This is a genomic window from Streptomyces sp. NPDC002911, assembly GCF_053591835.1.
Genome location: NZ_JBSFUO010000016.1, coordinates 123705 through 144868 on the forward strand (window position 1 = coordinate 123705; position 21164 = coordinate 144868).

A 21164-nucleotide genomic window follows, 5' to 3' on the forward strand; every position below is an offset into this window, starting at 1 on the left:
CGTGGTCATCAGAAGTCCCACGCCGCGTCCTCGGCGGAAGTGTCCGCGTCCGCGGCCCCGTCGGTGACGGCGGCGAACGAGGCGCCCGCCATCCCGGCCGAGAGCGTCGTGCCGTCGGCGGGGTCGATCAGCAGGAACGAGCCGGTGCGCCGCGAGTCCGCGTAGGCGTCGAGCGCGAGCGGCTCGGCGGTACGCACGACGACCCGGCCGATGTCGTTGGCCACCAGCTGCCCGGGTGCCGGGTGCTGGGAGAGGTCGTCCAGCGTGAGCCGCGACGGGATGTCCTTGACGATCGCCTTGACCGTGCGCGTGGTGTGCTTGAGCAGCACCCGCTGGCCCACGGTGAGCGGTTGGTCGGCCACATGGCAGACGGTCGCCTCGACGTCCTGCGTGACGGCGGGGGCGTCGTCCGCCGGGGCGATCAGGTCGCCGCGCGAGACGTCGATGTCGTCGGCCAGCCGTATCGTCACCGACTGCGGGGCCCAGGCGATGCCGACGCTCTCGCCGAGCGCGTCGATCCCCTCGATCGTCGTGGTGCGTCCGGACGGCAGCACGGAGACGGTCTCGCCGACCCGGAACACCCCGGCGGCGATCTGACCGGCGTAGCCACGGTAGTCGGGGTACTCGGTGGTCTGCGGACGGATCACGTACTGCACCGGGAAGCGCGCGTGGCACTCCGTCAGGTCATGGCTGACCGGCACCGTCTCCAGGTGCTCCAGGACCGTGGGGCCGCCGTACCAGTCCATGTGGGCGGACGGCTCCACGACGTTGTCGCCGGCCAGGGCCGAGATCGGGATCGCGGTGATCTCCGGTACGCCGAGCGAGGCCGCGTACGCGGTGAACTCCTTCGCTATGGCGGCGAAGACGGGCTCCGCGTAGTCCACGAGGTCCATCTTGTTGACGGCGAGGACGACGTGCGGGACGCGCAGGAGTGCGGCGACGGCGGCGTGGCGGCGCGTCTGTTCGACGACGCCGTTGCGGGCGTCGACGAGGACCACGGCCAGTTCGGCGGTGGAGGCGCCGGTGACCATGTTGCGGGTGTACTGCACATGGCCGGGGGTGTCGGCGAGGATGAAGCGGCGCCGGGGGGTGGCGAAGTAGCGGTATGCGACATCGATGGTGATGCCCTGCTCGCGCTCGGCGCGCAGGCCGTCGGTGAGGAGCGCCAGGTCGGGCGCCTCCTGGCCGCGGTTGGTGGAGGCCAGCGCGACGGCTTCCAGCTGGTCGGTGAGGACCGACTTGGAGTCGTGCAGCAGGCGTCCGACGAGGGTCGACTTGCCGTCGTCGACGGAACCGGCGGTGGCGAACCGCAGCAGGGTGGTGGCCGAGAGCTGCTCGGTCGTGGTGATGCTCATGTCTAGAAGTACCCCTCGCGCTTGCGGTCTTCCATCGCGGCCTCGGACATCTTGTCGTCGGCGCGGGTCGCACCCCGCTCGGTGAGGCGGGAGGCGGCGATCTCGGTGATCACGGCGTCCAGGGTGGTGGCGTCGGAGTCGACGGCGCCGGTGCAGGACATGTCGCCGACGGTGCGGTAGCGCACCTGGCGGATCTCGGTCTTCTCGTCATCCTTGGGACCGCCCCAGTCGCCGGCGGTCAGCCACATGCCGGAACGGTTGAAGACCTCGCGCTCGTGGGCGAAGTAGATCTGGGGGAGCTCGATGCCCTCGCGCTCGATGTACTGCCAGACGTCCAGCTCGGTCCAGTTGGAGATGGGGAAGACGCGGACGTGTTCGCCAGGGGCGTGGCGGCCGTTGTAGAGCTGCCACAGCTCGGGGCGCTGGCGGCGGGGGTCCCACTGGGAGAACTCGTCGCGCAGGGAGAAGACACGCTCCTTGGCGCGGGCCTTCTCCTCGTCACGGCGTCCCCCGCCGAAGACGGCGTCGAAGCGGTGCTGCTGGATGGCCTCGGTGAGCGGCACCGTCTGGAGGGGGTTGCGGGTGCCGTCGGGGCGCTCGCGGAGCTTGCCGGCGTCGATGTACTCCTGGACGGAGGCGACGTGCAGGCGCAGGCCGTGCTTCTCGACGGTGTGGTCGCGGTATTCGAGGACCTCGGGGAAGTTGTGCCCGGTGTCCACGTGCAGCAGGGTGAAGGGGATCGGCGCGGGGGCGAACGCCTTCAGCGCGAGGTGCAGCATCAGGATCGAGTCCTTGCCGCCGGAGAACAGGATCACCGGCCGCTCGAACTCACCTGCCACCTCGCGGAAGATGTGCACCGCTTCCGACTCCAGGGAGTCCAGGTGGCTCAGCGTGTACGGGTTGACAGTGCCTTCCGGCACGGTGGCGACAGTACTCACGCCAGGCCCCTCTCGGTGAGCAGCGCGTGGAGCGCCGCTGCGGACTCCTGCACGGTCTGCTGGTGCGACTCGATCCGCAGATCCGGCGACTCAGGTGCCTCGTAGGGGTCGTCGACCCCGGTGAGACCACTGATCTCGCCCGCTGCCTGCTTGGCGTACAGCCCCTTCACATCGCGCTCGGAGCACACCTCGACCGGGGTCGCGACGTGCACCTCCAGATACGAGGTGCCCTCCTGCAGATGACGCTTGCGTACGGCGTCACGGCTGTCGGCGTACGGCGCGATGACCGGGACGAGGGCCTTCACGCCGTTGGCGGCCAGCAGTTCGGCGACGAAGCCGATCCGCTGGACGTTGGTGTGCCGGTCCTCGCGCGAGAAGCCGAGGCCCGCGGAGAGGAACTCGCGGATCTCGTCTCCGTCGAGCACCTCGACCCGGTGCCCGTCGGCGCGCAGCCGGCCCGCGAGTTCATAGGCGATGGTGGTCTTGCCCGCGCTCGGCAGACCGGTGAGCCAGACCGTGGCTCCCGTCTCCGTCACGCTCATCGGTATCTCCTGATCAGTCGTCATCAGCCGTGCAGCCCGCATTCGGTCTTGCCACGCCCGGCCCAGCGGCCGGCCCGTGCGTCCTCGCCCTCCAGCACCCGCCGGGTGCAGGGCGCGCAGCCGACGGAGGCGTAACCGTCCGTCAGCAGCGGGTTGGTCAGTACGCCGTGCTCGGCGACGTAGGCGTCCACGTCGTCCTGGGTCCAGCGGGCGATCGGGGAGATCTTCACCTTGCGGCGCTTCTCGTCCCAGCCCACCACAGGAGTGCCGGCCCGGGTGGGGGACTCGTCGCGGCGCAGGCCGGTCGCCCAGGCGGCATACGCGGTCAGCCCTTCCTCCAGGGGCTTGACCTTGCGCAGTGCGCAGCACAGGTCGGGATCACGGTCGTGCAGCCTCGGTCCGTGCTCGGCGTCCTGCTCGGCCACGGACTGACGCGGCGTCAGCGTGATGAGGTTGACGTCCATCACGGCGTCCACCGCGTCCCGCGTGCCGATGGTCTCCTCGAAGTGGTAGCCCGTGTCCAGGAAGACGACGTCCACGCCGGGGAAGACCCGGGATGCCAGGTGCGCGACGACCGCGTCCTCCATGGAGGAGGTGACGCAGAAGCGCTTGCCGAAGGTATCGGCCGCCCACTGCAGGATGTCGCTCGCGGAGGCGTCCTCCAGGTCGCGCCCAGCCTGTACGGCCAGATCCTTCAGGGCCTCGTCGGTGAGCTGACCGGCTTGCAGAGTGTCCGTCATGTCCCGTCCCCTTCGACATCGTCGCGCTGGAGCCCCTGGGCCAGCAGACCCAGGAACTTCAGCTGGAACGCGCGGTTGCAGGAAGCACATTCCCAGGCGCCGTGGCCGGCCTCGTGCGGGCGCAGGTCCTCGTCGCCGCAGTACGGGCAGTAGAACGGCGCGGCTCGCTCGCTCATGACAGCGACTCCGCACTGGCCCGGGCGGCCCAGGTCGCGAAGCGCTCGCCGTCCTCGCGCTCCTCCTGGAACTTGCCGAGCACCCGCTCGACGTAGTCAGGAAGTTCGGCCGAAGTGACCTTCAGGCCACGGACCTTGCGGCCGAAACCGGCCCCCAGGCCGAGCGCGCCGCCGAGGTGCACCTGGTACCCCTCGACCTGGTTGCCGTCGCCGTCCAGCATGAGCTGGCCCTTGAGGCCGATGTCCGCGGTCTGGATGCGGGCGCAGGCGTTGGGGCAGCCGTTGATGTTGATGGAGAGCGGCTCCTCGAACTCCGGCATACGGCGCTCCAGTTCGTCGATGAGCGCGGCGCCGCGCGCCTTCGTCTCGACGATCGCCAGCTTGCAGAACTCGATGCCGGTGCAGGCCATCGTGCCGCGCCGGAAGGGGGAGGCCTTCACCTGGAAGTCCAGTGCCTCCAGTCCGGCGGTCAGGGATTCGATCCGGTCCTGCTCCACGTCCAGGATGAGCATCTTCTGCTCGACGGTGGTGCGTACCCGGCCCGAACCGTGTGCCTCGGCCAGATCGGCGATCTTGGCCAGGGTGGAGCCGTCCACCCGGCCGACGCGCGGGGCGAAGCCCACGTAGAAGCGGCCGTCCTGCTGCGCGTGCACACCGATGTGGTCGCGCCAGCGGGAGGAGGGCTGTGCGGGCGGCGGGCCGTCCAGCATCGGGCGCTTGAGGTATTCGTCCTCGAGTACCTGGCGGAACTTCTCCGGGCCCCAGTCGGCCATCAGGAACTTCAGGCGGGCGCGCGTACGCAGCCGGCGGTAGCCGTAGTCACGGAAGATCCCGACGACACCGGCCCAGACGTCGGCGACCTCGTCCAGCGGCACCCAGGCGCCCAGGCGTTCGGCGAACCGTGGGTTGGTGGAGAGCCCGCCGCCGACCCACAGGTCGAAGCCGGGACCGTGCTCGGGATGGTCCACGCCCACGAAGGCGATGTCGTTGATCTCGTGCACCACGTCTTGGACCGGCGAACCCGAGATCGCGGTCTTGAACTTACGGGGCAGGTTGGAGAATTCCCTGCTGCCGATGTAGCGCTCGTGGATCTCGTCGACCGCGGACGTGCCGTCGATGATCTCGTCGGCGGCGATGCCGGCCACCGGCGAACCGATGATCACACGGGGGCAGTCCCCGCAGGCCTCGGTGGTCGAGAGCCCGACGGCCTCCAGCTTCTCCCAGATCGCCGGGACGTCCTCGATGCGGATCCAGTGCAGCTGGACGTTCTGCCGGTCGGTGATGTCGGCGGTGCCCCGCGCGTACTCCTGCGAGATCTCGCCGATCACCCGCAGTTGCGCGGTGGTCAGCTTCCCGCCGTCGATGCGCACGCGCAGCATGAAGTAGCGGTCGTCGAGCTCCTCCGGCTCCAGCACGGCGGTCTTGCCGCCGTCGATGCCGGGCCGGCGCTGGGTGTACAGGCCCCACCAGCGCATACGCCCGCGCAGGTCGTTCGGGTCGATGGAGTCGAATCCGCGCTTGGAATAGATCGTCTCAATGCGTGTCCGCACGTTGAGACTGTCGTCGTCCTTCTTGAACTGCTCGTTCCCGTTCAGCGGGGTGAAGTGACCCATGGCCCACTGACCTTCACCACGGTGACGTCCGGCCTTGCGGCGAGGCGTGGCGGTAGCAGGCTTCTCGGGGCTGGCGGCCATGGCGATACGTCCTTCGGGACTGCAGGAGGGCGGCTCTGAACTGCACACTCGCGTGAGGCGCGGCGGTGCGCAGGGGTGGAGCGGAACATCAGGGAATCGCGGTGCTGGAGACTCTCAGCGGACCGGACAGATGGCGCTGGACATGCGACCGAGGTCGACGTGCCGTCGACTCACCAAGGCAATTCCAGTTCCAGACATGACGGAAGCGTGTCACGCGCCTCTTGCGCCAGTCCACCACGATCCATCATGTGGACGAGATGGTCCCGAAATGTGAGACGCTGTAATTTCGGTCACGCCTGCCTGTCGACAAAGCGACATGGTGGGTGTGGTCAGGCGTGCGCGCCGGGCCACGGGCCGGGGCCGGCGACATCGGGCTCCTGCACGATCTTCGTGGCGGACAGCCGGAACCCCCGCCGCAGATAGTTGTCCATTGCGTGCGGACCGTCATTGGAGCACGTGTGCAGCCACACCCGCTCGGTGGTGGGCAGCCCCGGATGGCGCTCGGCGAGGTCCCAGGCGCGCGCCACTCCGTACGACAGCAGGTGGCCGCCGATCCGGCGGCCCCGGAAGGAAGGGATGAGGCCGAAGTAGACGATCTCGACGGCCCCGTCCTCCTGCGGGCCGAGCTCGATGAACCCCGCCGGAGTCCCGTTCTCGTACGCCACCCACGTCTCTACCCCCGGCCGCTCCAGGAGCTCCCGCCACTGTGCGTACGTGAAGTCCAGCCGGTCGGTCCACCGGACGTCCCCGCCCACCGCCGTGTACAGGAAGCGGCTGAACTCCGGGAGCGGGGTCCCCGACCGTACGACCGTCACCGAGCCCTCGGGGGCGGCGACGGGGCTCAGGTCGGCGGGCGACGTCTGCTCCAGGTACCAGACGGTCACGTCCGCGAGGGGGGCGCCGGAGAGGGAGGAGGCGGAGTGCGTGGTGTTGCTCATGGCGGTCAGAGAACCACGGCCCGGGGCCGTCGCCAAAAAGCTCAGGCCACGCCCGCCGCCGTACGCGCCCTGAGCACCACCGGAGCCGTCGAGCGGGGCAGCAGATCGGCCGGCACGTCCGGAAGGACCACCTCCACCTCGACGCCTTCGCCGAAGCGGTACGGCCGGTGCGCCAGCACCTCCGCGAGATGGCGGCGGATCCGCGATATCTCGGCCCGCACCGTCACCGTCCTGGTCCCGTCTCCGAAGACGTCCTCGGCCAGCTCCGCCGCGGTGCGGCCCTCCTGGTGCAGGGCCAGCGCGTACAGCAGCTCCGCGTGGCGGGGCGAGAGCCGGCATGTCCACCTGCCCACCGCACCCGTCACATGGACCGCGAGCGCCCGCTCGCGGCTCAGGTCGAGCACCACCCGGCGCGGCACACGGTCGTGCGCGCCCTCCGCGACCTGCACCAGCCAGCCGCCGGGCAGCGGCTCCACCCGGCACATCCCGAGCGAGGCGAGCCACACCGTGCCCGGCTCCAGCGACTTCGGCAGCGGCAGCCGGTCCACGGGCGGCATCCCGCTGACGGCGGCCAGCCAGCCGTGGGTGTCCACCACCAGCGCGCGACCGCCCAGCCGGCACAGGAGCGGGGCAGCGACCGAGCGCAACCGCTCGATCGCCACCAGATGCCGGCTGCGCAGCTCGCTCTCCGCCAGCGCCGCCACCGAACCGACCAGCGCCAGCGTGGCCGGGTGAAAGGTGGAGGCGGGCCCGCTGATGTCGACGATGCCCATCAGCCGGCCGTCCCGTGGGTCGCGCACCGGGGCCGCCGCACAGGTCCAGTCGTGCAGCGCGCGGATGAAGTGCTCGGCGGAGTGGACCTGGACGGGTGCGCGCGTGGCGAGGGCGGTACCGATCGCGTTCGTCCCCGTCGCCGACTCCGCCCAGGCCGCACCCTCCTCCAGACAGATGTCCTTGGCCCGGCGCATCACGGCCGCATGGCCCTGACGCCACAGGACCCGGCCTTCGGTGTCGGAGACGACCATGATCTGGTGCGCCGCGTCCGCGATCGTCGCCAGCCCCTCCCGCAGCAGGGGCATGACCTCGCCCAGCGCCGTGCTGCTGCGCCGGTGCTCGATCTCGTCCGTCTCCAGCAGCCTGCTCTCCGGTGCCTGCTCGGGGTCGATCCCGCTGCGCAGCACACGGTCCCAGGACGCGTCGATCTCCGCGCGCGGGACCGTCCCCCTGGGCTCGCCCGCCAGCCGGGCCTCCCGTGCGCGGCGGACCAGGCGCTCGGCCACCACGGGGTACGAGGCGGTCTCCGGCCGCTTCCGCGCGGCAGGGATTGACTTCATGACGCTCCCCCCAACAAATGCGTGGGCCTGGTCCGGCAGTAGACAACCCGGCCCAAGCACTCATCCTGCCGTGCGAGGCGCCCGTTGGCTCGCGCTCCCCGCAACGGGTGCAACCCTTTGCAACTCTGTTGACCGGCCGTGGACCGTACAAGAGTGGCGGCACACCGCGCGGGGAGTCCCCCCGACCCGCCGGGCGGTGGTGCAGAAGCGTGGAGGGTGGTGCCGTGTCGGCGCAGCACCACCCTCCGCCGTTCCTCCCTAGCCTTCCTGGGCCCGCGCCCGCTCCACGACCGCGGTCAGATCCAGACTGTGCGGCAGCGTCCCGAAGGCCGAGCCCCAGTCCCCGCCCAGCCGCGATGCGCAGAACGCGTCCGCCACCTCCGGGGGCGCCCAGCGCAGCAGCAGCGAGCCCTGCAGCACCAGGGCCATCCGCTCCACCACCCGCCTCGCCCGTGCCTCGACGGCGTCCAGATCCGCCAGCTCCGTCAGCAGGTCCTTGATCGCGGCGTCGAGCCGGTGGTCCGCGCCCCGTGCCTTGCCGACCTCCTGCAGGAAGGCGTTGAGCGCCTGCGGCTCACGCTGCAGCGCCCGCAGCACATCGAGCGCCTGTACGTTGCCCGAGCCCTCCCAGATCGAGTTGAGCGGGGCCTCGCGCAGCAGCCGGGGCATCCCGGACTCCTCGACGTACCCGTTGCCGCCGAGACACTCCAGGGCCTCCCCGACCACGGAGGTGCACCGCTTCGTCACCCAGTACTTGGCGGCCGGCACCGCGATCCGCAGGAAGGCCCGCTCCTCCTCCGTGTCCGCGTCGTACGCGGCGGCCAGCCGCAGTGCGAGCGTCGTGGCAGCCTCCGACTCCAGGGCCAGGTCGGCCAGCACGTTGCGCATCAGCGGCTTCTCGATCAGCAGCCCGCCGAACGCACTGCGGTAGGCGCTGTGGTGGATCGCCTGCGCCACCGCCTGACGCATCAGCGCCGCCGAACCAACCACACAGTCCAGCCGGGTGGCCGCCACCATCTCGATGATGGTGCGCACCCCGCGCCCCTCCTCACCGACCCGGCGGGCCCACGTGCCGTCGAACTCGACCTCGCTGGAAGCATTGGACCTGTTGCCCAGCTTGTCCTTGAGGCGCTGGATCGCGAACACGTTGCGGGCACCGTCCGGCAGGATGCGTGGTACGAGGAAGCAGCTCAGACCGCCCGGCGCCTGCGCCAGCACCAGGAAGCCGTCGGACATGGGCGCCGAACAGAACCACTTGTGGCCGGTGAGGAGATACTCCCCGGCACCGGCCAGCGGCTCGGCGCGGGTGGTGTTGGACCGCACATCCGTGCCGCCCTGCTTCTCCGTCATGCCCATCCCGAAGAGCGCGCCGGCCTTCTGGGACGCGGGCCGCAGCTCCTCCTCGTACACGTGGGAGGTCAGCAGCGGCTCCCACTCCGCGGCCAGCGCCGGATCCGTGCGCAGCGCCGGGACCGCCGCGTGCGTCATCGACAGCGGGCACCCGTGGCCCGCCTCGGCCTGAGTCCACACCAGGAAGCCGGCCGCCCGTCGGACGTGCCCGTCCGGCCTGCCCCAGGCGTCGGTCAGCCCGGCCGACACCGCGTGCCCCAGGAGCCGGTGCCAGGCCGGGTGGAACTCGACTTCGTCCAGGCGGTGCCCGTAGCGGTCGTGCGTACGCAGTTTCGGCGGGTTGTCGTTCGCCTGCGTACCCCACGCCTGCGCCTGAGCGGAGCCGGCGGACCGGCCCAGCGAGCCGAGTTCCCCCCGGACCTCGTCGAGGATCCCGGGCCCGACATGCCGTTCGACGGCCTCCGTCAGAGCCCGGTCGGCGGCGAAGACGTCATAGCCGACCAGCGGCGGAACCTGGTTGGTCACTGTGTGGGTGCTAGGTGCCATGCCGATACGGTAAGGAGGTGCAGGCAGCAAAAGAAACACCCGAGCGGCCACCGGGTCGGCTCCACCGGGCTCGAGCCCTCTACCGCAACGTCTCGAAGCGGCAGATGGCATGGCAGTTGCTCAAGGACACGGTCAATTCGTGCATCGAGTACCGCATCCTCGGCCTCGCGGCCGAGGCGGCGTTCTTCACCCTGCTGTCCCTGCCACCTCTGCTGCTCGGTCTGATCGGTCTGCTCGGCTACGTCGACGACTGGACGTCCACCACCACGGTCGCCTCCATCGAGCGCAACATCCTCGGCGCGGTGCAGACGGTTCTGTCGGAGCGGGGCGTCAACGACATCGCCAAGCCCCTCATAGCCGACGTGACCACCGGGGCGCGCCCCGACGTCATCTCCATCGGATTCGCGATCGCCCTCTGGTCCGGCTCGCGCGCGGTGAACGTCTTCATCGACACCATCACCGTGATGTACGGGCTCGACGGCCACCGCGGCATCGTCAAGACCCGGCTGCTCGCCTTCCTGCTGTACGTGGTCGCGCTGCTGCTGGGAGCAGTGGTGCTGCCACTGCTGGTGGTCGGCCCCGACCGGGTGGTGGAATTCGTCCCGTGGGGCACCGAGGTGCTCGCCGTCCTGTACTGGCCCTTGGTCATAGTCCTGTCCATCGCCTTCCTGACGACGCTCTACCACGTGTCCGTCCCCGTCCGTTCGCCGTGGATAGAAGACGTCCCCGGGGCACTCATGGCACTCGGGATGTGGGTGCTGGGCAGCTTCCTGCTGCGGATCTACCTCACCAACACGGTCGAAGGGCCCACGATCTACGGTTCGTTGGCCGCGCCCATCGCCGTCCTGCTCTGGATAGGGATCTCGGCTTTCGCCGTACTCGTCGGTGCCGCGGTGAACGCGGCGATCGACCGTGTCTGGCCCTCGCTGGCCACGGCGGCGGCCCGCGCGGCCGGCGACCGGGCCAGGGCGGCGCAGGCCGCGGAGCTCGTGGCCCGTGCCCAGGCAGCGAACTGGGACGCGTACGCCGACGACGAGGACGACGTGTCGATGCCCTCCGAATTCCCCGAGCGGTGGTCGCGCTTCCTGCCACCGGACGACGTGGTGTCCCGTCTGCACGGCAACCGGGACACGAAGGACGACCGGAACCACCGGCCCGGGACGGACCGCGGGGGCCCGGAGGCCTAGTGGTCGGTGCGACAACCCGGTTCAGGGACGCGATGCCCTCCGGACCCGGGACCGGCCCGCATACGCAGTCCGCCCGTGTTCCGCCGGAATCATCAACCGGTGTCCACCGGGCAGTGCCAGGACGCCGGGGGCGGGAACTCTCCGGGAAGGTGCCGCGTTGAATCCGAGCCCGTTCGACGTCATCCCTGGGAGCCATCGTGCCGGAGACCGTGCCCTCGCCAGCCGCCGTCCTTCCCGCCCTGCCGACACCACGCGTGCAGGCCGAGCGCCTGATCGAACTCGGGGTGCACGAGATCGCGGGACTGCCCGCCGCCGAGCTGCGGGCCTTCGCCGAGGCCGCCGAAGCCTCCGCCGACGACAGGACCCTGCTCGCGCTCCACCCCGACCGGGCCCCCGCCTCCGCCCTCACGCCGCTGCTGCGCCGGGAGCACAAGCCGGGCTTCGTCGTCACCGACATGCCCGACGTCGACCTGTTCGCCCCGCTCGACACCGTCGCGCTGCCCGAGGCCCCTCTCTATCTCGTCACCGGACTCGACCGAGGGGACCTGATGGCCAACTGGAGCCCGAACGAGGCGCTTCCCGCTCTCACCGCCCAGGGCCGCACCCCGCTGCTGCTCACCGAGGGCATCGCCTGGGTGCTGCAGCAGCCCGCCGCCCTGGAGCGCAACCACTGCTTCATGACCATCGGTTCCCGGCTGCGCAAGGCGAACGACGCCCTGGACGCCCGCACCCCCGCGCTCTGGATCAGCAACGGCTCCGGGCGGGACGGCCGTGAACGGCGCGACGCCCCCAAGGTCGGCTGGTGCTGGGCCGGCAACCGGCACACCTGGCTCGGCTTCGCGTCGGCGACAGGGCGTAACGTTCGTCCAGGTCCCTCCGCAGGAGGCTGACGTGTCCATCCGCTCCCCACGGTGTCCGGCCAGGCGTCCCGCTCCGGGCCCGATGTGCTCGCGCGTGGTTACGGGGAGCGCCTGGCGTGGTGGGCATGAGTGACGGATACGCGGAGTGGGCGTCCCGCCTCGACGGTGCCACCGCCTGGACCTGGTCCGGCCCGCGCGACACGGCGCGGCCCGTCCTCCCCGACGGCTGCATGGACCTGCTGTGGGTTGGGGGCCGGCTGCTGGTGGCGGGGCCCGACACCCGCGCGTTCACTCCTGCGGCGGCACTCTCCACCGACTGCGCGGGCATCCGTTTCGCCCCCGGCACCGCACCCGCGCTGCTGGGCGTACCCGCGCACGAGCTGCGCGACCGGCGGGTCGCGCTCGACGCCCTCTGGCCCGGCAGGGAGGTCCGCCGTCTCACCGCGCGGATCGGCGCGGCCGACGACCAGGCCGCCGCGCTGGAGGGCGTCGCCCTGCGCAGGGCAGCCGGAGCCGAAGCCGCGGACCCGCTCGCGGCGGCCGTCGCCGCACGACTGCGGCAGGGGTGCTCCGTCGCCGCCACCGCGCGCGCCGTCGGGCTCGGAGCACGTCAACTGCACCGCCGCTCGCTGGCCGCGTTCGGCTACGGCCCCAAGACGCTGGCCCGGGTCCTGAGGCTGCAACGGGCCCTGGACCTCGTGCGCGCGGGAACACCGTACGCCGAGGCCGCGTCCGCGGCGGGCTGCGCCGACCAGGCGCATCTGGCCCGGGAGGTACGCGATCTGGCCGGCACGACGCTCGGTGAGTATCTGGCCGTGACGGGCTACGCGGGGTTGGTCGCGAACAACGACACCGCGCAGCCGTCGGGGTCCAGCACGACGGCGTAGCGCTGGCCCCAGACGGCGTCCCAGGGTTCGAGATGGCCCTCGTACCCGGCGGTGGTCAGATCCGCGTACACCGCGTCGACCTCGGCCGGACTGTCGCAGAGGAAGGCGAGCCCGAGGCGCTCGCCGCCCCTCGACCCCGTCCAGCCGGGGTCGAAGGAACGGACGACGTCCTCGGTGTCCCACAGCAGGCGCCGCCCACCGGGAAGGGGAACTTCGACGTGGGGGGACGATTCAGCGCCCGCTGGGATCTCGAGCCCGAGCCTGCGGTAGAAGGTGAGCGATGCGGCCAGGTCGGCGGTGGTCACGGAGATCGCGTCGAGTCGTGGAGTCATGGACCGACCGTATGCCGGAGGCCGTGACCGGGTCTTGTACGAAACGGTCACGGCCCGGCGTGGCGCCGCTACGCGCAGGTCGCGGGCGAGGTGCCCGGCTCCGTCAGCGGCAGCCCCAGCTGAGCGCGTTCCGTGAGCCAGCGGGTCGGCCGGTGCCGGGGATCGCCGGTCGTGGCGTACACGGACCGCTGCAGGTCCAGCATCCGCACGGCACCGATCCGGTCGCCCCAGGCCAGTGGTCCAGCCGGGTAACCGAGGCCGGTCGTCACGGCGAGGTCGATGTCCGCCGGGGTGGCCAGCGAGCGCTCCGCGATCGAAGCTGCGACGGAGACCACCGAGGCGAGCAGCCGCTGCGCCACCGACCCCGCGGTGTCCCGCACCACCGACACGGCCCAGGGCTCCCCGCCGTCCGCAGCGCGGGCCAGGACCGCGCGGGCGTCCCGCGCGGCGGCCGGATCGGTTGCCGGCGTCACGGCGAGCACCCGGCGACGGCCCGCCGGGTGCAGCGGGTCGACGCCGAAGGTGCGCGGGGCGGGCAGCCCCAGCGAGGCCACCGCCGCGGCCACGGTCGTCCCCCAGACAGGGACGAGGACCACGGCAGCGTCGGTGGGCGACGGGCCGTTCTCGACCGTGGTCCCGGCAGCCGTCAGCGCGGTCCGCAGACATGCGGCGTCCTCGCCGCCCGCGACGAACACCGGGCGGTCCGAGTCACCCGTGACCGGCGCTTCCGGGGCCGGGGCGGGTGCCCCGGGGCCGTACGCGAACCAGCCCTGTCCGGTCTTGCGGCCGTGCAGGCCGGCGGACACCCGGTTCGGCGTGAGATAGGAGGGCCGGAGCCGGTCCTCGTAGCGGAAGCCCTGCCAGATCGAGTCGATCACGGCGGCCGTGACGTCCAGCCCCGTGAGGTCCATCAGTTCGAACGGGCCCATGCGCAGCCCCAGGACGTCCCTGGCGATCCGGTCGATCCCGGCCGGGTCCGCGACAGACTCCTCCAGCAGTGCCAGCGCTTCCGTCACCAGTCCACGGCCGGCGTGGTTGACGAGGAAGCCGGGGGTGTCGGCGACCATGACCGCGCGGTGCCCGCAGCTCTCGACCAGTGCCGTGAGCGCCGGCGGGATCCCGGGACGGGTGGCAGCGCCCGGCACGACCTCGACGATCTTCATCAGGGGCACGGGGTTGAAGAAGTGCAGCCCGGCCAGCCGCCCCGGGTCCCGTAGCGAAGCGGCGATCCGGGTCACCGACAGGGACGAGGTGTTGGTCGCGAAGACCGCCGAGTCCGGCAGGGCCTGCTCCAGCTTCCCGAAGACCTCGGCCTTGGTGTCCAGGTCCTCCCGTACGGCCTCGATGACCAGCTCGACCTCCGGGCCGGACGCCCACGGGTCGTCCAGCGGGATCAGCCGCTGCAGGGTCGCGACGGAGTCCCCGGCGGACATCCGGCCCTTCTGGACCGCGCGTTCCAGCATGGACCGGACGAAGTCCACGGCCGCCGTCACCGCCTCGGTCCGGACGTCGCAGAGCTCGACGGTGTGCCCGGCCGAAGCGGCCCACTGGGCGATGCCTCGTCCCATGGCTCCGGCTCCGACGATCCTCATACGCATGGCGGTTACGTCCTCTCGGCAGGTGCGGTCGATGTCAGCGAAGGTTGACGGCGGCGAAGCCGGGCGGGTCCGGGCTCAGCGAAGGTAGACCCTGCCGGGGTCGACATCCTCGCGCAGGAGCCGCAGTTCCTCCTCGGTCGGCGGGGGCACGGTCTCTACCGAGCCGGCGACCTGAAGGTCCCAGCCGGTGGCCTCCCGGACCTGCTCCACCGCCACGCCCGGGTGTACGGCGACGAGCCGGAGCTCCTCCCCGACGCCGGAGCGGGCCAGAATGCCCAGTTCGGTGATGACCCGGGTGACCCCGGCTCCCAGCGGCCGGATGCCCTCGGCGAGCGCGCGGTCCGGGCCCGGGGTGGTGCAGAAGTCCAGGGCGCCGGTGAAGGAGCGCGGGTTGTGACGGCGCATCACCACGAACACCTCGTGGGAGTTGGCCATCACCTCGATGGCGCCGCCCGAACCGGGGAGCCGCACCGTGGGGTTCTCCCAGTCGCCGATGACGGAGGTGTTCAGGTTGCCCCACCGGTCGATCTGCGCGGCCCCGAGGAATCCCACGTCGATGTGGCCGCCCTGGAGCACGCAGCCGAACAACGCCGGCATCGACAGCACGGCCTCCGCACCCGAGATGAGCACCGCGTCCGCGATGGTCTCCGGCAGATGCGAGGGGTGGGCCCCGCAGACCCCGGATTCGTACACCACCTCGATCTGCGGCGCGACCGTCAGATGGGCGAGCTCGGTGGCGAGCGTCGGGAGCCCGATGCCGGCGAACACCGTTCGCCGCGAGGCCAGTTCGCGGGAAGCGACGACGGAGAGCAGCTCGGACGAGGTGACGGCCTCGGGCGCGGTGGTGGTCATGGTCCGTTCCTTCCCCTGCGGCGCGCTCACAGCCGCCGCCCGTAGTTCACCGGTTCGCTGAGCGCTTCGCCCACCGCGAGGCCGGCCCAGAAGTCCTCACCCAGCTTGTCGACGTACTCGGCGTGGTCGGCCGTTCCGTACACCCACTCAGCCAGCCACTCCCGCAGCCGCCCCGGGTCCTTGCTGATGTGTGACCAGGCCCGGTAGAAGGCGTTGTCGCGGTCGTAGTAGCCCTGCGCGAAGGACGGGTGCGCGCCGCGCGGGCAGACGACGACGGCGTCCACGGCGTGGGACGGGACGAGCGTGCGGTTGGGGTCGGAGCGGACCACCTCGTCCGCGACGATCTCCTCGACGACCACGATCGCCTTGTCCGCCGCGTACACCGCCTCGGCCTGGATGCCGGTCAGCCCCCAGATCTGGGTGTTGCCCCGGCGGTCCGCACGCTGCGCGTGGATGATCGTCACGTCCGGGTTCACGGGCGGCACGACGTAGATCTGTTCCTGCTCGCCGTCGGGCCCGGGGTAGGGCGACGTCACCTTACGCAGATCGCTGTTCACGCTCGGCAGATCGCTGCCCCCGTAGCTGCGCAGCGGGTAGAACGGCAGCCGCTGGGACCCCGCGAGGTAGCGGCAGACCATCCCGTAGTGGCTGTACTCCTCGAAGGCCAGCGGAGCCGGATCGGCGCGCTCCATCCTGCGCCGCAGTTCGCCGAGCGAACCGGCGGAGGAATTGCCCACGAAGGAGGAGACCAGCCGCGAGACACAGCCCGCGGCGATCATCTGGTCCACCACGATGTCCGCCGTCATCCGTACGACGGTGAGGTCCTTGCGGCCCTGGCGGATGATCTCGTGCCCGGCGGCGGTGGGGACGAGGTGGGTGAACCCTTCGATGCAGACGGTGGCTCCGTCGTGCACGAAGGCGGCGACGGCCTCCTTCATCGACATGACTTTGCTGGGCCCGTCGGCCGTATCCGTCCGCTCCACGGTGCTCCTCGGCGAGTGCGTGCTGGTCGCCCTTACCGTGTCAGCACCCATTGATTGCTGTCCAATACCAAATTAAGGTCGGATCAAGACCGTTGGTTAATGAATGGAAGCTCCGATGGAACTGCGTCATCTGACCGCGTTCACCGCTGTCGCCGAGGAACTGCACTTCGGCCGCGCCGCCAAGCGGCTGCAGATGGCCCAGCCCCCGCTCAGCCAGCAGATCCGGCAGCTGGAGAAGGAACTCGGCGTCCAGCTCTTCGAGCGCAACACCCGCTCGGTGCGGCTCACCAGCGCGGGGGAGTCCTTCCTGGAGCCCGTACGGACCGTGCTCGACGACCTCGACATGGCGGTACGGGCCGCCAAGGCCGCCGGCCGAGGGGAGTACGGCCGGGTCACCATCGGCTTCGCCGGAGCGTCCAGCCACGAGACGCTGCCCCTGCTGACCCGGGCCGTGCGGGCCGCCCACCCCGGGATCGAGCTGGCCATGAAGGGCCAGACGTACGCCAACGTCGCCCTGTCCCGGGTCGCCGACGGCTCCCTCGACCTGGGGTTCGTCCGGCTCCCGGTCACCCAGCCCGGAGTGGCCTACCGGGTGATCGACGAGGAGGAGCTGCTGTGCGCGCTGCCCTCCGACCACCGGCTCGCCGGCCTGGAGAACATCCCCATCGGGGTCCTCGCCGACGAACCCTTCGTCTCCTTCCCCGCGAACGCCGGCTCCACGGTGCGCGACGCGATGGTCCAGGCCTGTGAGGCCACCGGCTTCAACCCGCGCGTGGTGCAGGAGGCTCCTGACTCGTACACGATCCTGGCCCTCGTCGCCGCGGGTGTCGGCGTCACGCTCACGGTCTCCTCCGTCCGCCACATCCAGCAGAACGGACTGGTCTACCGGTCCCTCGCCGGCCCGCCCATCCGGCGCCAGGCCGCGCTGGCCTGGCGCACGGACAACCCCTCGGCGGCACTCCGCGCGGTGCTCGCGGTCGCCGAGGGGGCCCTGCCGACCCCGTAGCCGTCCGATTGAGACGCGTGGCGTCTTGAACATGAGGTAACTCGATATTGGACCGACTCAGTGGTCCAGTGCGAAGGTCGCCCCACACATCCGAACCCGCGAGAGGTGTCCCGCCGTGCCCGACCAGACCGATGTCGTCATCTGCGAGCCGCTGCGCACACCCATCGGGCGTTTCGGCGGCGCATTCGCCCAGCAGACCCCGGCCGCGCTCGCCGCACGCGTCATCGCCGAGGTCGTCGCCCGCACGGGAGTCGACCCGGACCGGGTGGACGAGGTGCTCCTCGGACACGCCTACCCCTCGTCCGAAGCCCCCGCCATCGGCCGGGTCGCCGCCCTGGACGCCGGACTGCCCGACACCGTCACCGGCGCCCAGACCGACCGGCGCTGCGGCTCCGGCCTTCAGGCCGTCCTCGACGCCGCCATGCAGATCCGGGCCGGCTTCAGCGATGTCGTCATCGCGGGCGGCGTCGACGTCATGAGCGCCGCCCCCTACTACACGCACGACGGACGCTGGGGCATCAAGGGCCCCGGCCTCCAGCTCCACGACTCGCTCGCCCGGGGCCGGGTCACCGCGGGCGGCGTCCGCCACCCCGTACCCGGCGGCATGATCGAGACCGCGGAGAACCTGCGCCGCGCCTACTCCATCAGCCGCGCCGACCAGGACGCCCTCGCCCTGCGCTCGCAGGCCCGCGCCGCCCGCGCCGCGGAGGAGGGGCGCTACCAAGCGGAGACCGTCCCCGTCACCGTAAGGACGCGCAAGGGCGAGACGGTCGTCACCGCCGACGAGCACCCCCGCCCCGACACGACCCGCGAGCAACTCGCGGCGCTGCGCCCCATCATGGCCAGGACCGACCCGGAGGCCACCGTCACCGCGGGTAACGCCAGCGGGCAGAACGACGCCGCAGCCGCCTGTCTCGTCACGAGCGCCGCCACCGCCGAACAGCTCGGGCTCACCCCGCTCGTCCGTCTGGTCTCCTTCGCCCGCGCGGGTGTCCCCGCCGCGACGATGGGCATCGGCCCCGTCCCGGCCACCCACGCGGCCCTCGGCCGCGCCGGGCTCACCCTCGCCGACCTCGATCTGATCGAGATCAACGAGGCCTTCGCCGCCCAGGTCCTGGCCTGCACCCGGGAGCTGGGGCTCGGCGAGAGGGACCACGAGCAGCGGATCAACGTCAACGGATCCGGTGTCTCGCTCGGCCACCCGGTGGGTGCCACCGGCGCCCGCATCCTGGCCACACTCAGCCGGGAGATGCACCGCAGCGAGGCGCGCTACGGCCTGGAGACCATGTGCATCGGCGGCGGCCAGGGCCTCGCCGCGGTCTTCGAACGCATCACCACCTGACACCTCTCCCCATCCCCCTCCGTCCCCGTTTGCTTCCCCTCTCCACCACGCGACCCGGAGCGTCTCGGGCGACGCCCGGGTCAGCCGTGCCCCATCCGCTTGTTCCACCATGTTCACGGGAGCCACCATGAGTGCGACCACCGCCACCGCACGCGAGCGAACGAAGGCCGCCAACCGCGCAGGGTTCGGAGCCTTCATCGGCTCCACCATCGAGTGGTTCGACTTCTACATCTACGGAACCGCGGCAGCGCTCGTCTTCGACAAGGTGTTCTTCCCCGAACTCGAAGGCCCCATAGGCACCCTGGTCGCCTTCGCCACCTTCTGGGTCGGCTTCCTCGCCCGCCCCATCGGCGGCATCATCTTCGGCCACTACGGTGACCGGCTCGGCCGTAAGAAGACCCTCGTCATCACCTTGCTGATGATGGGCATCTCGACCACCGCGATCGGCCTGCTGCCCGGCTACGCCTCCATCGGTATCGCCGCCCCGATCCTGCTGGTCTGCATCCGCATGATCCAGGGCATCGGCCTCGGCGGGGAGTGGGGCGGCTCCGTCCTGATCGCCTCCGAGCACGCGCCCAAGGGCAAGTCCGTGCTGTACGCGGCGTTCGCCCAGCAGGGCTCGCCCGTCGGTAACACGCTCTCCACCCTGAGCTTTCTCGCCATCAGCCAGCTGCCCGACGACGCGTTCGTCTCCTGGGGCTGGCGGGTGCCCTTCCTCGCCTCCGCCGCACTCGTCATGGTCGGTCTGCTGGTCCGCCTGAAGGTCGCAGAATCCCCGGCCATGGCCAAGCTCATCGCGAAGAAGGAAGTGGTCAAGCTCCCGTTGACCGAGGTGCTGCGCAGCCACCCCATGCTGATCGTCCTCGGCATCGGCGCCTGCACCATCGGCCTGTCCGCGACGTACTTCAAGTCGACGTTCGCCCTGTCCTGGGCCACCACGTCCCTGGACTTCGACCGCAGCTCGTTCCTGACGATCATCCTCGTCGCCAACGTCACCCAGATCATCGTCCAGCCCTTCGGCGCCCTCATCGCCACCCGTATGAAGAGCTGGTCCCGTGCGGTGACCGTGATGCTGGTCCCCGAACTGATCCTGATGCCGGTGATGTTCGTCCTCATCAGCACTGGGAACTACGGCCTCGCGATGCTCGGTGTCGCCGTCGCCACGATCCCGCACTGCCTCTACTACGCCGCCCTCGCCGGCATGCTCGCCAGCCGTTTCCCGGCCCATCTCCGCTACACGGGCATCTCGCTCTGCTACCAGCTCTGCGGCACCCTGCTCGGCGGGACGACCCCGATCATCGGCCAGTTCCTGCTGAACCGGACCGGCTCCATCACCGCCGTCATCGCGTACGCCGTCTTCCAGGTGGCGCTGACCCTGGGCTGCATGCTCCTCCTGCTCAAGCGCCCCAACCACGACGAGCAGGCCGCCGATCCGGTCGCCGCCCCCCGCACCGCGCCCGTCACCGCCTGACCGCCCGTACACGCAGAACGGAGTACCGCCATGCCGCTGACCGTCCACGGCATCCCGGAGATCCTCACCCTCGGCGGGCGCGACCTCGGGCACTCGGAGTGGAAGGAGGTCACCCAGGAGCTGATCGACGCCTACGCATACGTCTCGGGCGACCACCAGTGGATCCACACCGACGTCGAGCGCGCCGCCGCCGGCCCGTACGGGCGCACCATCGCCCACGGGTACATGGTGCTGAGCTGGGGCATCCCGATGTTCGGCGAACTCCTCCAGGTGAGCGGCGTGGGACGCGCGCTCAACTACGGGGTCAACCGGGTGCGCTACCCGGCGCCCGTCCCCGTCGGCAGCCGTGTCCGCCTGCACGCCACCGTCACCGGGGTGACCGAGGTCGCGCGGGGCGGCGTGCAGATGACGCGCGGCTTCACCTTCGAACTCGAGGGCTCCGAGAAGCCGGCTTGCGTCGCCGAGTCGCTCACGCACTTCTACCCGTGAGCCCGGCCCATCCAGCACCCGCGCGAAGCCGCTGCCAGGTGGTCGGCCCGGGCGTCGGGGTCCGTCGGCCGGTTCAGCCCGGTCGGTACGCCGAAGCCGACCTGGCGGCCATGGACCGGGTGCGTGAGGGCGTCGACGACGGCCGGCAGCACCCGGCCGCCACCTGCACCCAGCACCACGAGATCGTCGAGGCGGCCGACGGAGTGCGTGTGGTGTGCGCCGTGCGTACCCACGTCGGCGGCATCCGCAGGCGGCTGGAATTTCAGTCCGCCTCAGCCTCCGCGCCCGCGTAGAGATAGCTGCTGGCCCCGCCAGGGTGGCGCGACACCACGCGTCCACCGCGTCCTAATCCATCGCCGCAGCGCCTCCTCCAGGCAGAGCGCGCCCTGCAGCGCCTTGCCCCCCCCCCGCTCGCCGTGTGCTGGCGGGTGACGCCCGCCGCGTCGCCCGCGAGCACCGACGGGACGCAGCACCCGGTACCGCCTCGGCGACCGCGCCGGCGTCCCGCGTGGAGCACGCACGAAGGGCCGCCCGGCAGTGCAAG

The 21164-nt window shown here is 71.1% G+C and carries 22 protein-coding genes; 8 read left to right on the top strand and 14 right to left on the bottom strand.

The features are described 5' to 3' along the window. Positions 1 to 8 precede the first annotated feature (8 nt). The 10 genes from ACWD04_RS23650 to ACWD04_RS23695 all read right to left on the bottom strand — a co-directional run bounded on the left by ACWD04_RS23650 (position 9) and on the right by ACWD04_RS23695 (position 9613). Positions 9 to 1355, bottom strand: a complete 1347-nt coding sequence (locus tag ACWD04_RS23650) for a sulfate adenylyltransferase subunit 1 (RefSeq protein WP_451134976.1) — start codon at positions 1353 to 1355, stop codon at positions 9 to 11. A gap of 2 nt (positions 1356 to 1357) precedes the next feature. After that, entirely contained in the window at positions 1358 to 2293 is a 936-nt protein-coding gene (gene cysD, locus ACWD04_RS23655; protein ID WP_451134978.1) for a sulfate adenylyltransferase subunit CysD, read from the bottom strand. Continuing rightward, positions 2290 to 2835 carry an adenylyl-sulfate kinase gene (cysC, locus tag ACWD04_RS23660; RefSeq protein WP_451134980.1) on the bottom strand — a complete coding sequence of 182 codons (546 nt, stop codon included), beginning with the start codon at positions 2833 to 2835 and terminating at the stop codon, positions 2290 to 2292. The genes cysD and cysC overlap by 4 nt, the downstream gene beginning before the upstream one ends. Positions 2836 to 2858: 23 nt before the next feature. Further along, positions 2859 to 3575, bottom strand: a complete 717-nt coding sequence (locus ACWD04_RS23665) for a phosphoadenylyl-sulfate reductase (protein WP_451134982.1) — start codon at positions 3573 to 3575, stop codon at positions 2859 to 2861. Continuing rightward, a complete protein-coding gene (locus ACWD04_RS23670) occupies positions 3572 to 3751 on the bottom strand; it encodes a hypothetical protein (RefSeq protein WP_031095411.1) in 180 nt (59 codons plus the stop codon). Before ACWD04_RS23670 ends, ACWD04_RS23665 begins: the two co-directional genes overlap by 4 nt. Then, positions 3748 to 5445 carry a nitrite/sulfite reductase gene (locus ACWD04_RS23675; RefSeq protein WP_451134984.1) on the bottom strand — a complete coding sequence of 566 codons (1698 nt, stop codon included), beginning with the start codon at positions 5443 to 5445 and terminating at the stop codon, positions 3748 to 3750. The genes ACWD04_RS23670 and ACWD04_RS23675 overlap by 4 nt, the downstream gene beginning before the upstream one ends. 114 nt (positions 5446 to 5559) lie before the next feature. Continuing rightward, the gene (locus ACWD04_RS23680) at positions 5560 to 5643 is read right to left on the bottom strand and encodes a putative leader peptide (RefSeq protein WP_349817346.1); all 84 of its coding nucleotides are present in this window, start codon (positions 5641 to 5643) and stop codon (positions 5560 to 5562) included. Between the two features lie 131 nt (positions 5644 to 5774). Then, positions 5775 to 6383, bottom strand: a complete 609-nt coding sequence (locus ACWD04_RS23685; RefSeq protein WP_451134986.1) for a GNAT family N-acetyltransferase — start codon at positions 6381 to 6383, stop codon at positions 5775 to 5777. Positions 6384 to 6424: 41 nt separating this feature from the next. Beyond that, the gene (locus tag ACWD04_RS23690) at positions 6425 to 7717 is read right to left on the bottom strand and encodes a GAF domain-containing protein (protein WP_451134988.1); all 1293 of its coding nucleotides are present in this window, start codon (positions 7715 to 7717) and stop codon (positions 6425 to 6427) included. A gap of 258 nt (positions 7718 to 7975) precedes the next feature. Next, a complete protein-coding gene (locus tag ACWD04_RS23695; RefSeq protein WP_451134990.1) occupies positions 7976 to 9613 on the bottom strand; it encodes an acyl-CoA dehydrogenase family protein in 1638 nt (545 codons plus the stop codon). Between the two features lie 17 nt (positions 9614 to 9630). On the opposite strand from ACWD04_RS23695, the gene ACWD04_RS23700 reads away from it, so the two are divergent. The 3 genes from ACWD04_RS23700 (at position 9631) to ACWD04_RS23710 (ending at position 12547) form a co-directional block, all read left to right on the top strand. Next, positions 9631 to 10800: a YihY/virulence factor BrkB family protein gene (locus tag ACWD04_RS23700; RefSeq protein ID WP_451134992.1), complete on the top strand. Its 1170-nt coding sequence runs from the start codon at positions 9631 to 9633 to the stop codon at positions 10798 to 10800. Positions 10801 to 10997: 197 nt separating this feature from the next. After that, positions 10998 to 11690: a DUF5701 family protein gene (locus ACWD04_RS23705; RefSeq protein ID WP_451134994.1), complete on the top strand. Its 693-nt coding sequence runs from the start codon at positions 10998 to 11000 to the stop codon at positions 11688 to 11690. Between the two features lie 95 nt (positions 11691 to 11785). Continuing rightward, a complete protein-coding gene (locus ACWD04_RS23710; RefSeq protein WP_451134996.1) occupies positions 11786 to 12547 on the top strand; it encodes a helix-turn-helix domain-containing protein in 762 nt (253 codons plus the stop codon). On the opposite strand, the gene ACWD04_RS23715 is transcribed toward ACWD04_RS23710, so the two are convergent. From ACWD04_RS23715 to ACWD04_RS23730, 4 genes are all read right to left on the bottom strand, one after another. After that, positions 12484 to 12879 (bottom strand): VOC family protein, encoded by a 396-nt coding sequence (locus ACWD04_RS23715; protein WP_451134998.1) that lies wholly within the window; start codon positions 12877 to 12879, stop codon positions 12484 to 12486. The two genes, ACWD04_RS23710 and ACWD04_RS23715, sit on opposite strands and share 64 nt — an antisense overlap. A 68-nt stretch (positions 12880 to 12947) precedes the next feature. Next, positions 12948 to 14477, bottom strand: a complete 1530-nt coding sequence (locus ACWD04_RS23720) for a 3-hydroxyacyl-CoA dehydrogenase (RefSeq protein ID WP_451135000.1) — start codon at positions 14475 to 14477, stop codon at positions 12948 to 12950. Between the two features lie 75 nt (positions 14478 to 14552). Next, entirely contained in the window at positions 14553 to 15329 is a 777-nt protein-coding gene (locus tag ACWD04_RS23725) for a CoA-transferase subunit beta (protein WP_451135002.1), read from the bottom strand. Positions 15330 to 15355: 26 nt separating this feature from the next. Beyond that, complete coding sequence (locus tag ACWD04_RS23730) at positions 15356 to 16273, bottom strand: CoA transferase subunit A (protein ID WP_451135021.1); 918 nt, start codon at positions 16271 to 16273, stop codon at positions 15356 to 15358. A 154-nt stretch (positions 16274 to 16427) separates the two neighbouring features. On the opposite strand from ACWD04_RS23730, the gene ACWD04_RS23735 reads away from it, so the two are divergent. The 5 genes from ACWD04_RS23735 to ACWD04_RS23755 all read left to right on the top strand — a co-directional run bounded on the left by ACWD04_RS23735 (position 16428) and on the right by ACWD04_RS23755 (position 20913). Continuing rightward, complete coding sequence (locus ACWD04_RS23735; protein WP_451135004.1) at positions 16428 to 17318, top strand: LysR family transcriptional regulator; 891 nt, start codon at positions 16428 to 16430, stop codon at positions 17316 to 17318. Between the two features lie 115 nt (positions 17319 to 17433). Continuing rightward, on the top strand, positions 17434 to 18660 hold the full coding sequence (locus tag ACWD04_RS23740; protein ID WP_451135006.1) for an acetyl-CoA C-acetyltransferase: 1227 nt from the start codon (positions 17434 to 17436) through the stop codon (positions 18658 to 18660). Between the two features lie 127 nt (positions 18661 to 18787). Next, positions 18788 to 20131, top strand: coding sequence for an MFS transporter (locus ACWD04_RS23745; RefSeq protein ID WP_451135008.1), 1344 nt, complete (start codon positions 18788 to 18790; stop codon positions 20129 to 20131). Between the two features lie 30 nt (positions 20132 to 20161). Then, the gene (locus ACWD04_RS23750) at positions 20162 to 20620 is read left to right on the top strand and encodes a MaoC family dehydratase (protein ID WP_451135010.1); all 459 of its coding nucleotides are present in this window, start codon (positions 20162 to 20164) and stop codon (positions 20618 to 20620) included. A gap of 110 nt (positions 20621 to 20730) precedes the next feature. After that, positions 20731 to 20913: a hypothetical protein gene (locus ACWD04_RS23755; RefSeq protein ID WP_451135012.1), complete on the top strand. Its 183-nt coding sequence runs from the start codon at positions 20731 to 20733 to the stop codon at positions 20911 to 20913. The last annotated feature ends 251 nt before the right edge of the window (positions 20914 to 21164 follow it).

Bases quoted from the DNA above. Each gene is read 5' to 3' on its own strand.
- ACWD04_RS23650 (WP_451134976.1), bottom strand. From the start codon at position 1,355: ATGAGCATCACCACGACCGAGCAGCTCTCGGCCACCACCCTGCTGCGG.
- cysC (WP_451134980.1), bottom strand. From the start codon at position 2,835: ATGAGCGTGACGGAGACGGGAGCCACGGTCTGGCTCACCGGTCTGCCG.
- ACWD04_RS23665 (WP_451134982.1), bottom strand. From the start codon at position 3,575: ATGACGGACACTCTGCAAGCCGGTCAGCTCACCGACGAGGCCCTGAAG.
- ACWD04_RS23670 (WP_031095411.1), bottom strand. From the start codon at position 3,751: ATGAGCGAGCGAGCCGCGCCGTTCTACTGCCCGTACTGCGGCGACGAG.
- ACWD04_RS23675 (WP_451134984.1), bottom strand. From the start codon at position 5,445: ATGGCCGCCAGCCCCGAGAAGCCTGCTACCGCCACGCCTCGCCGCAAG.
- ACWD04_RS23680 (WP_349817346.1), bottom strand. From the start codon at position 5,643: ATGTCTGGAACTGGAATTGCCTTGGTGAGTCGACGGCACGTCGACCTC.
- ACWD04_RS23685 (WP_451134986.1), bottom strand. From the start codon at position 6,383: ATGAGCAACACCACGCACTCCGCCTCCTCCCTCTCCGGCGCCCCCCTC.
- ACWD04_RS23690 (WP_451134988.1), bottom strand. From the start codon at position 7,717: ATGAAGTCAATCCCTGCCGCGCGGAAGCGGCCGGAGACCGCCTCGTAC.
- ACWD04_RS23695 (WP_451134990.1), bottom strand. From the start codon at position 9,613: ATGGCACCTAGCACCCACACAGTGACCAACCAGGTTCCGCCGCTGGTC.
- ACWD04_RS23710 (WP_451134996.1), top strand. From the start codon at position 11,786: ATGAGTGACGGATACGCGGAGTGGGCGTCCCGCCTCGACGGTGCCACC.
- ACWD04_RS23715 (WP_451134998.1), bottom strand. From the start codon at position 12,879: ATGACTCCACGACTCGACGCGATCTCCGTGACCACCGCCGACCTGGCC.
- ACWD04_RS23720 (WP_451135000.1), bottom strand. From the start codon at position 14,477: ATGCGTATGAGGATCGTCGGAGCCGGAGCCATGGGACGAGGCATCGCC.
- ACWD04_RS23725 (WP_451135002.1), bottom strand. From the start codon at position 15,329: ATGACCACCACCGCGCCCGAGGCCGTCACCTCGTCCGAGCTGCTCTCC.
- ACWD04_RS23730 (WP_451135021.1), bottom strand. From the start codon at position 16,273: ATGTCGATGAAGGAGGCCGTCGCCGCCTTCGTGCACGACGGAGCCACC.
- ACWD04_RS23735 (WP_451135004.1), top strand. From the start codon at position 16,428: ATGGAACTGCGTCATCTGACCGCGTTCACCGCTGTCGCCGAGGAACTG.
- ACWD04_RS23745 (WP_451135008.1), top strand. From the start codon at position 18,788: ATGAGTGCGACCACCGCCACCGCACGCGAGCGAACGAAGGCCGCCAAC.
- ACWD04_RS23750 (WP_451135010.1), top strand. From the start codon at position 20,162: ATGCCGCTGACCGTCCACGGCATCCCGGAGATCCTCACCCTCGGCGGG.
- ACWD04_RS23755 (WP_451135012.1), top strand. From the start codon at position 20,731: ATGGACCGGGTGCGTGAGGGCGTCGACGACGGCCGGCAGCACCCGGCC.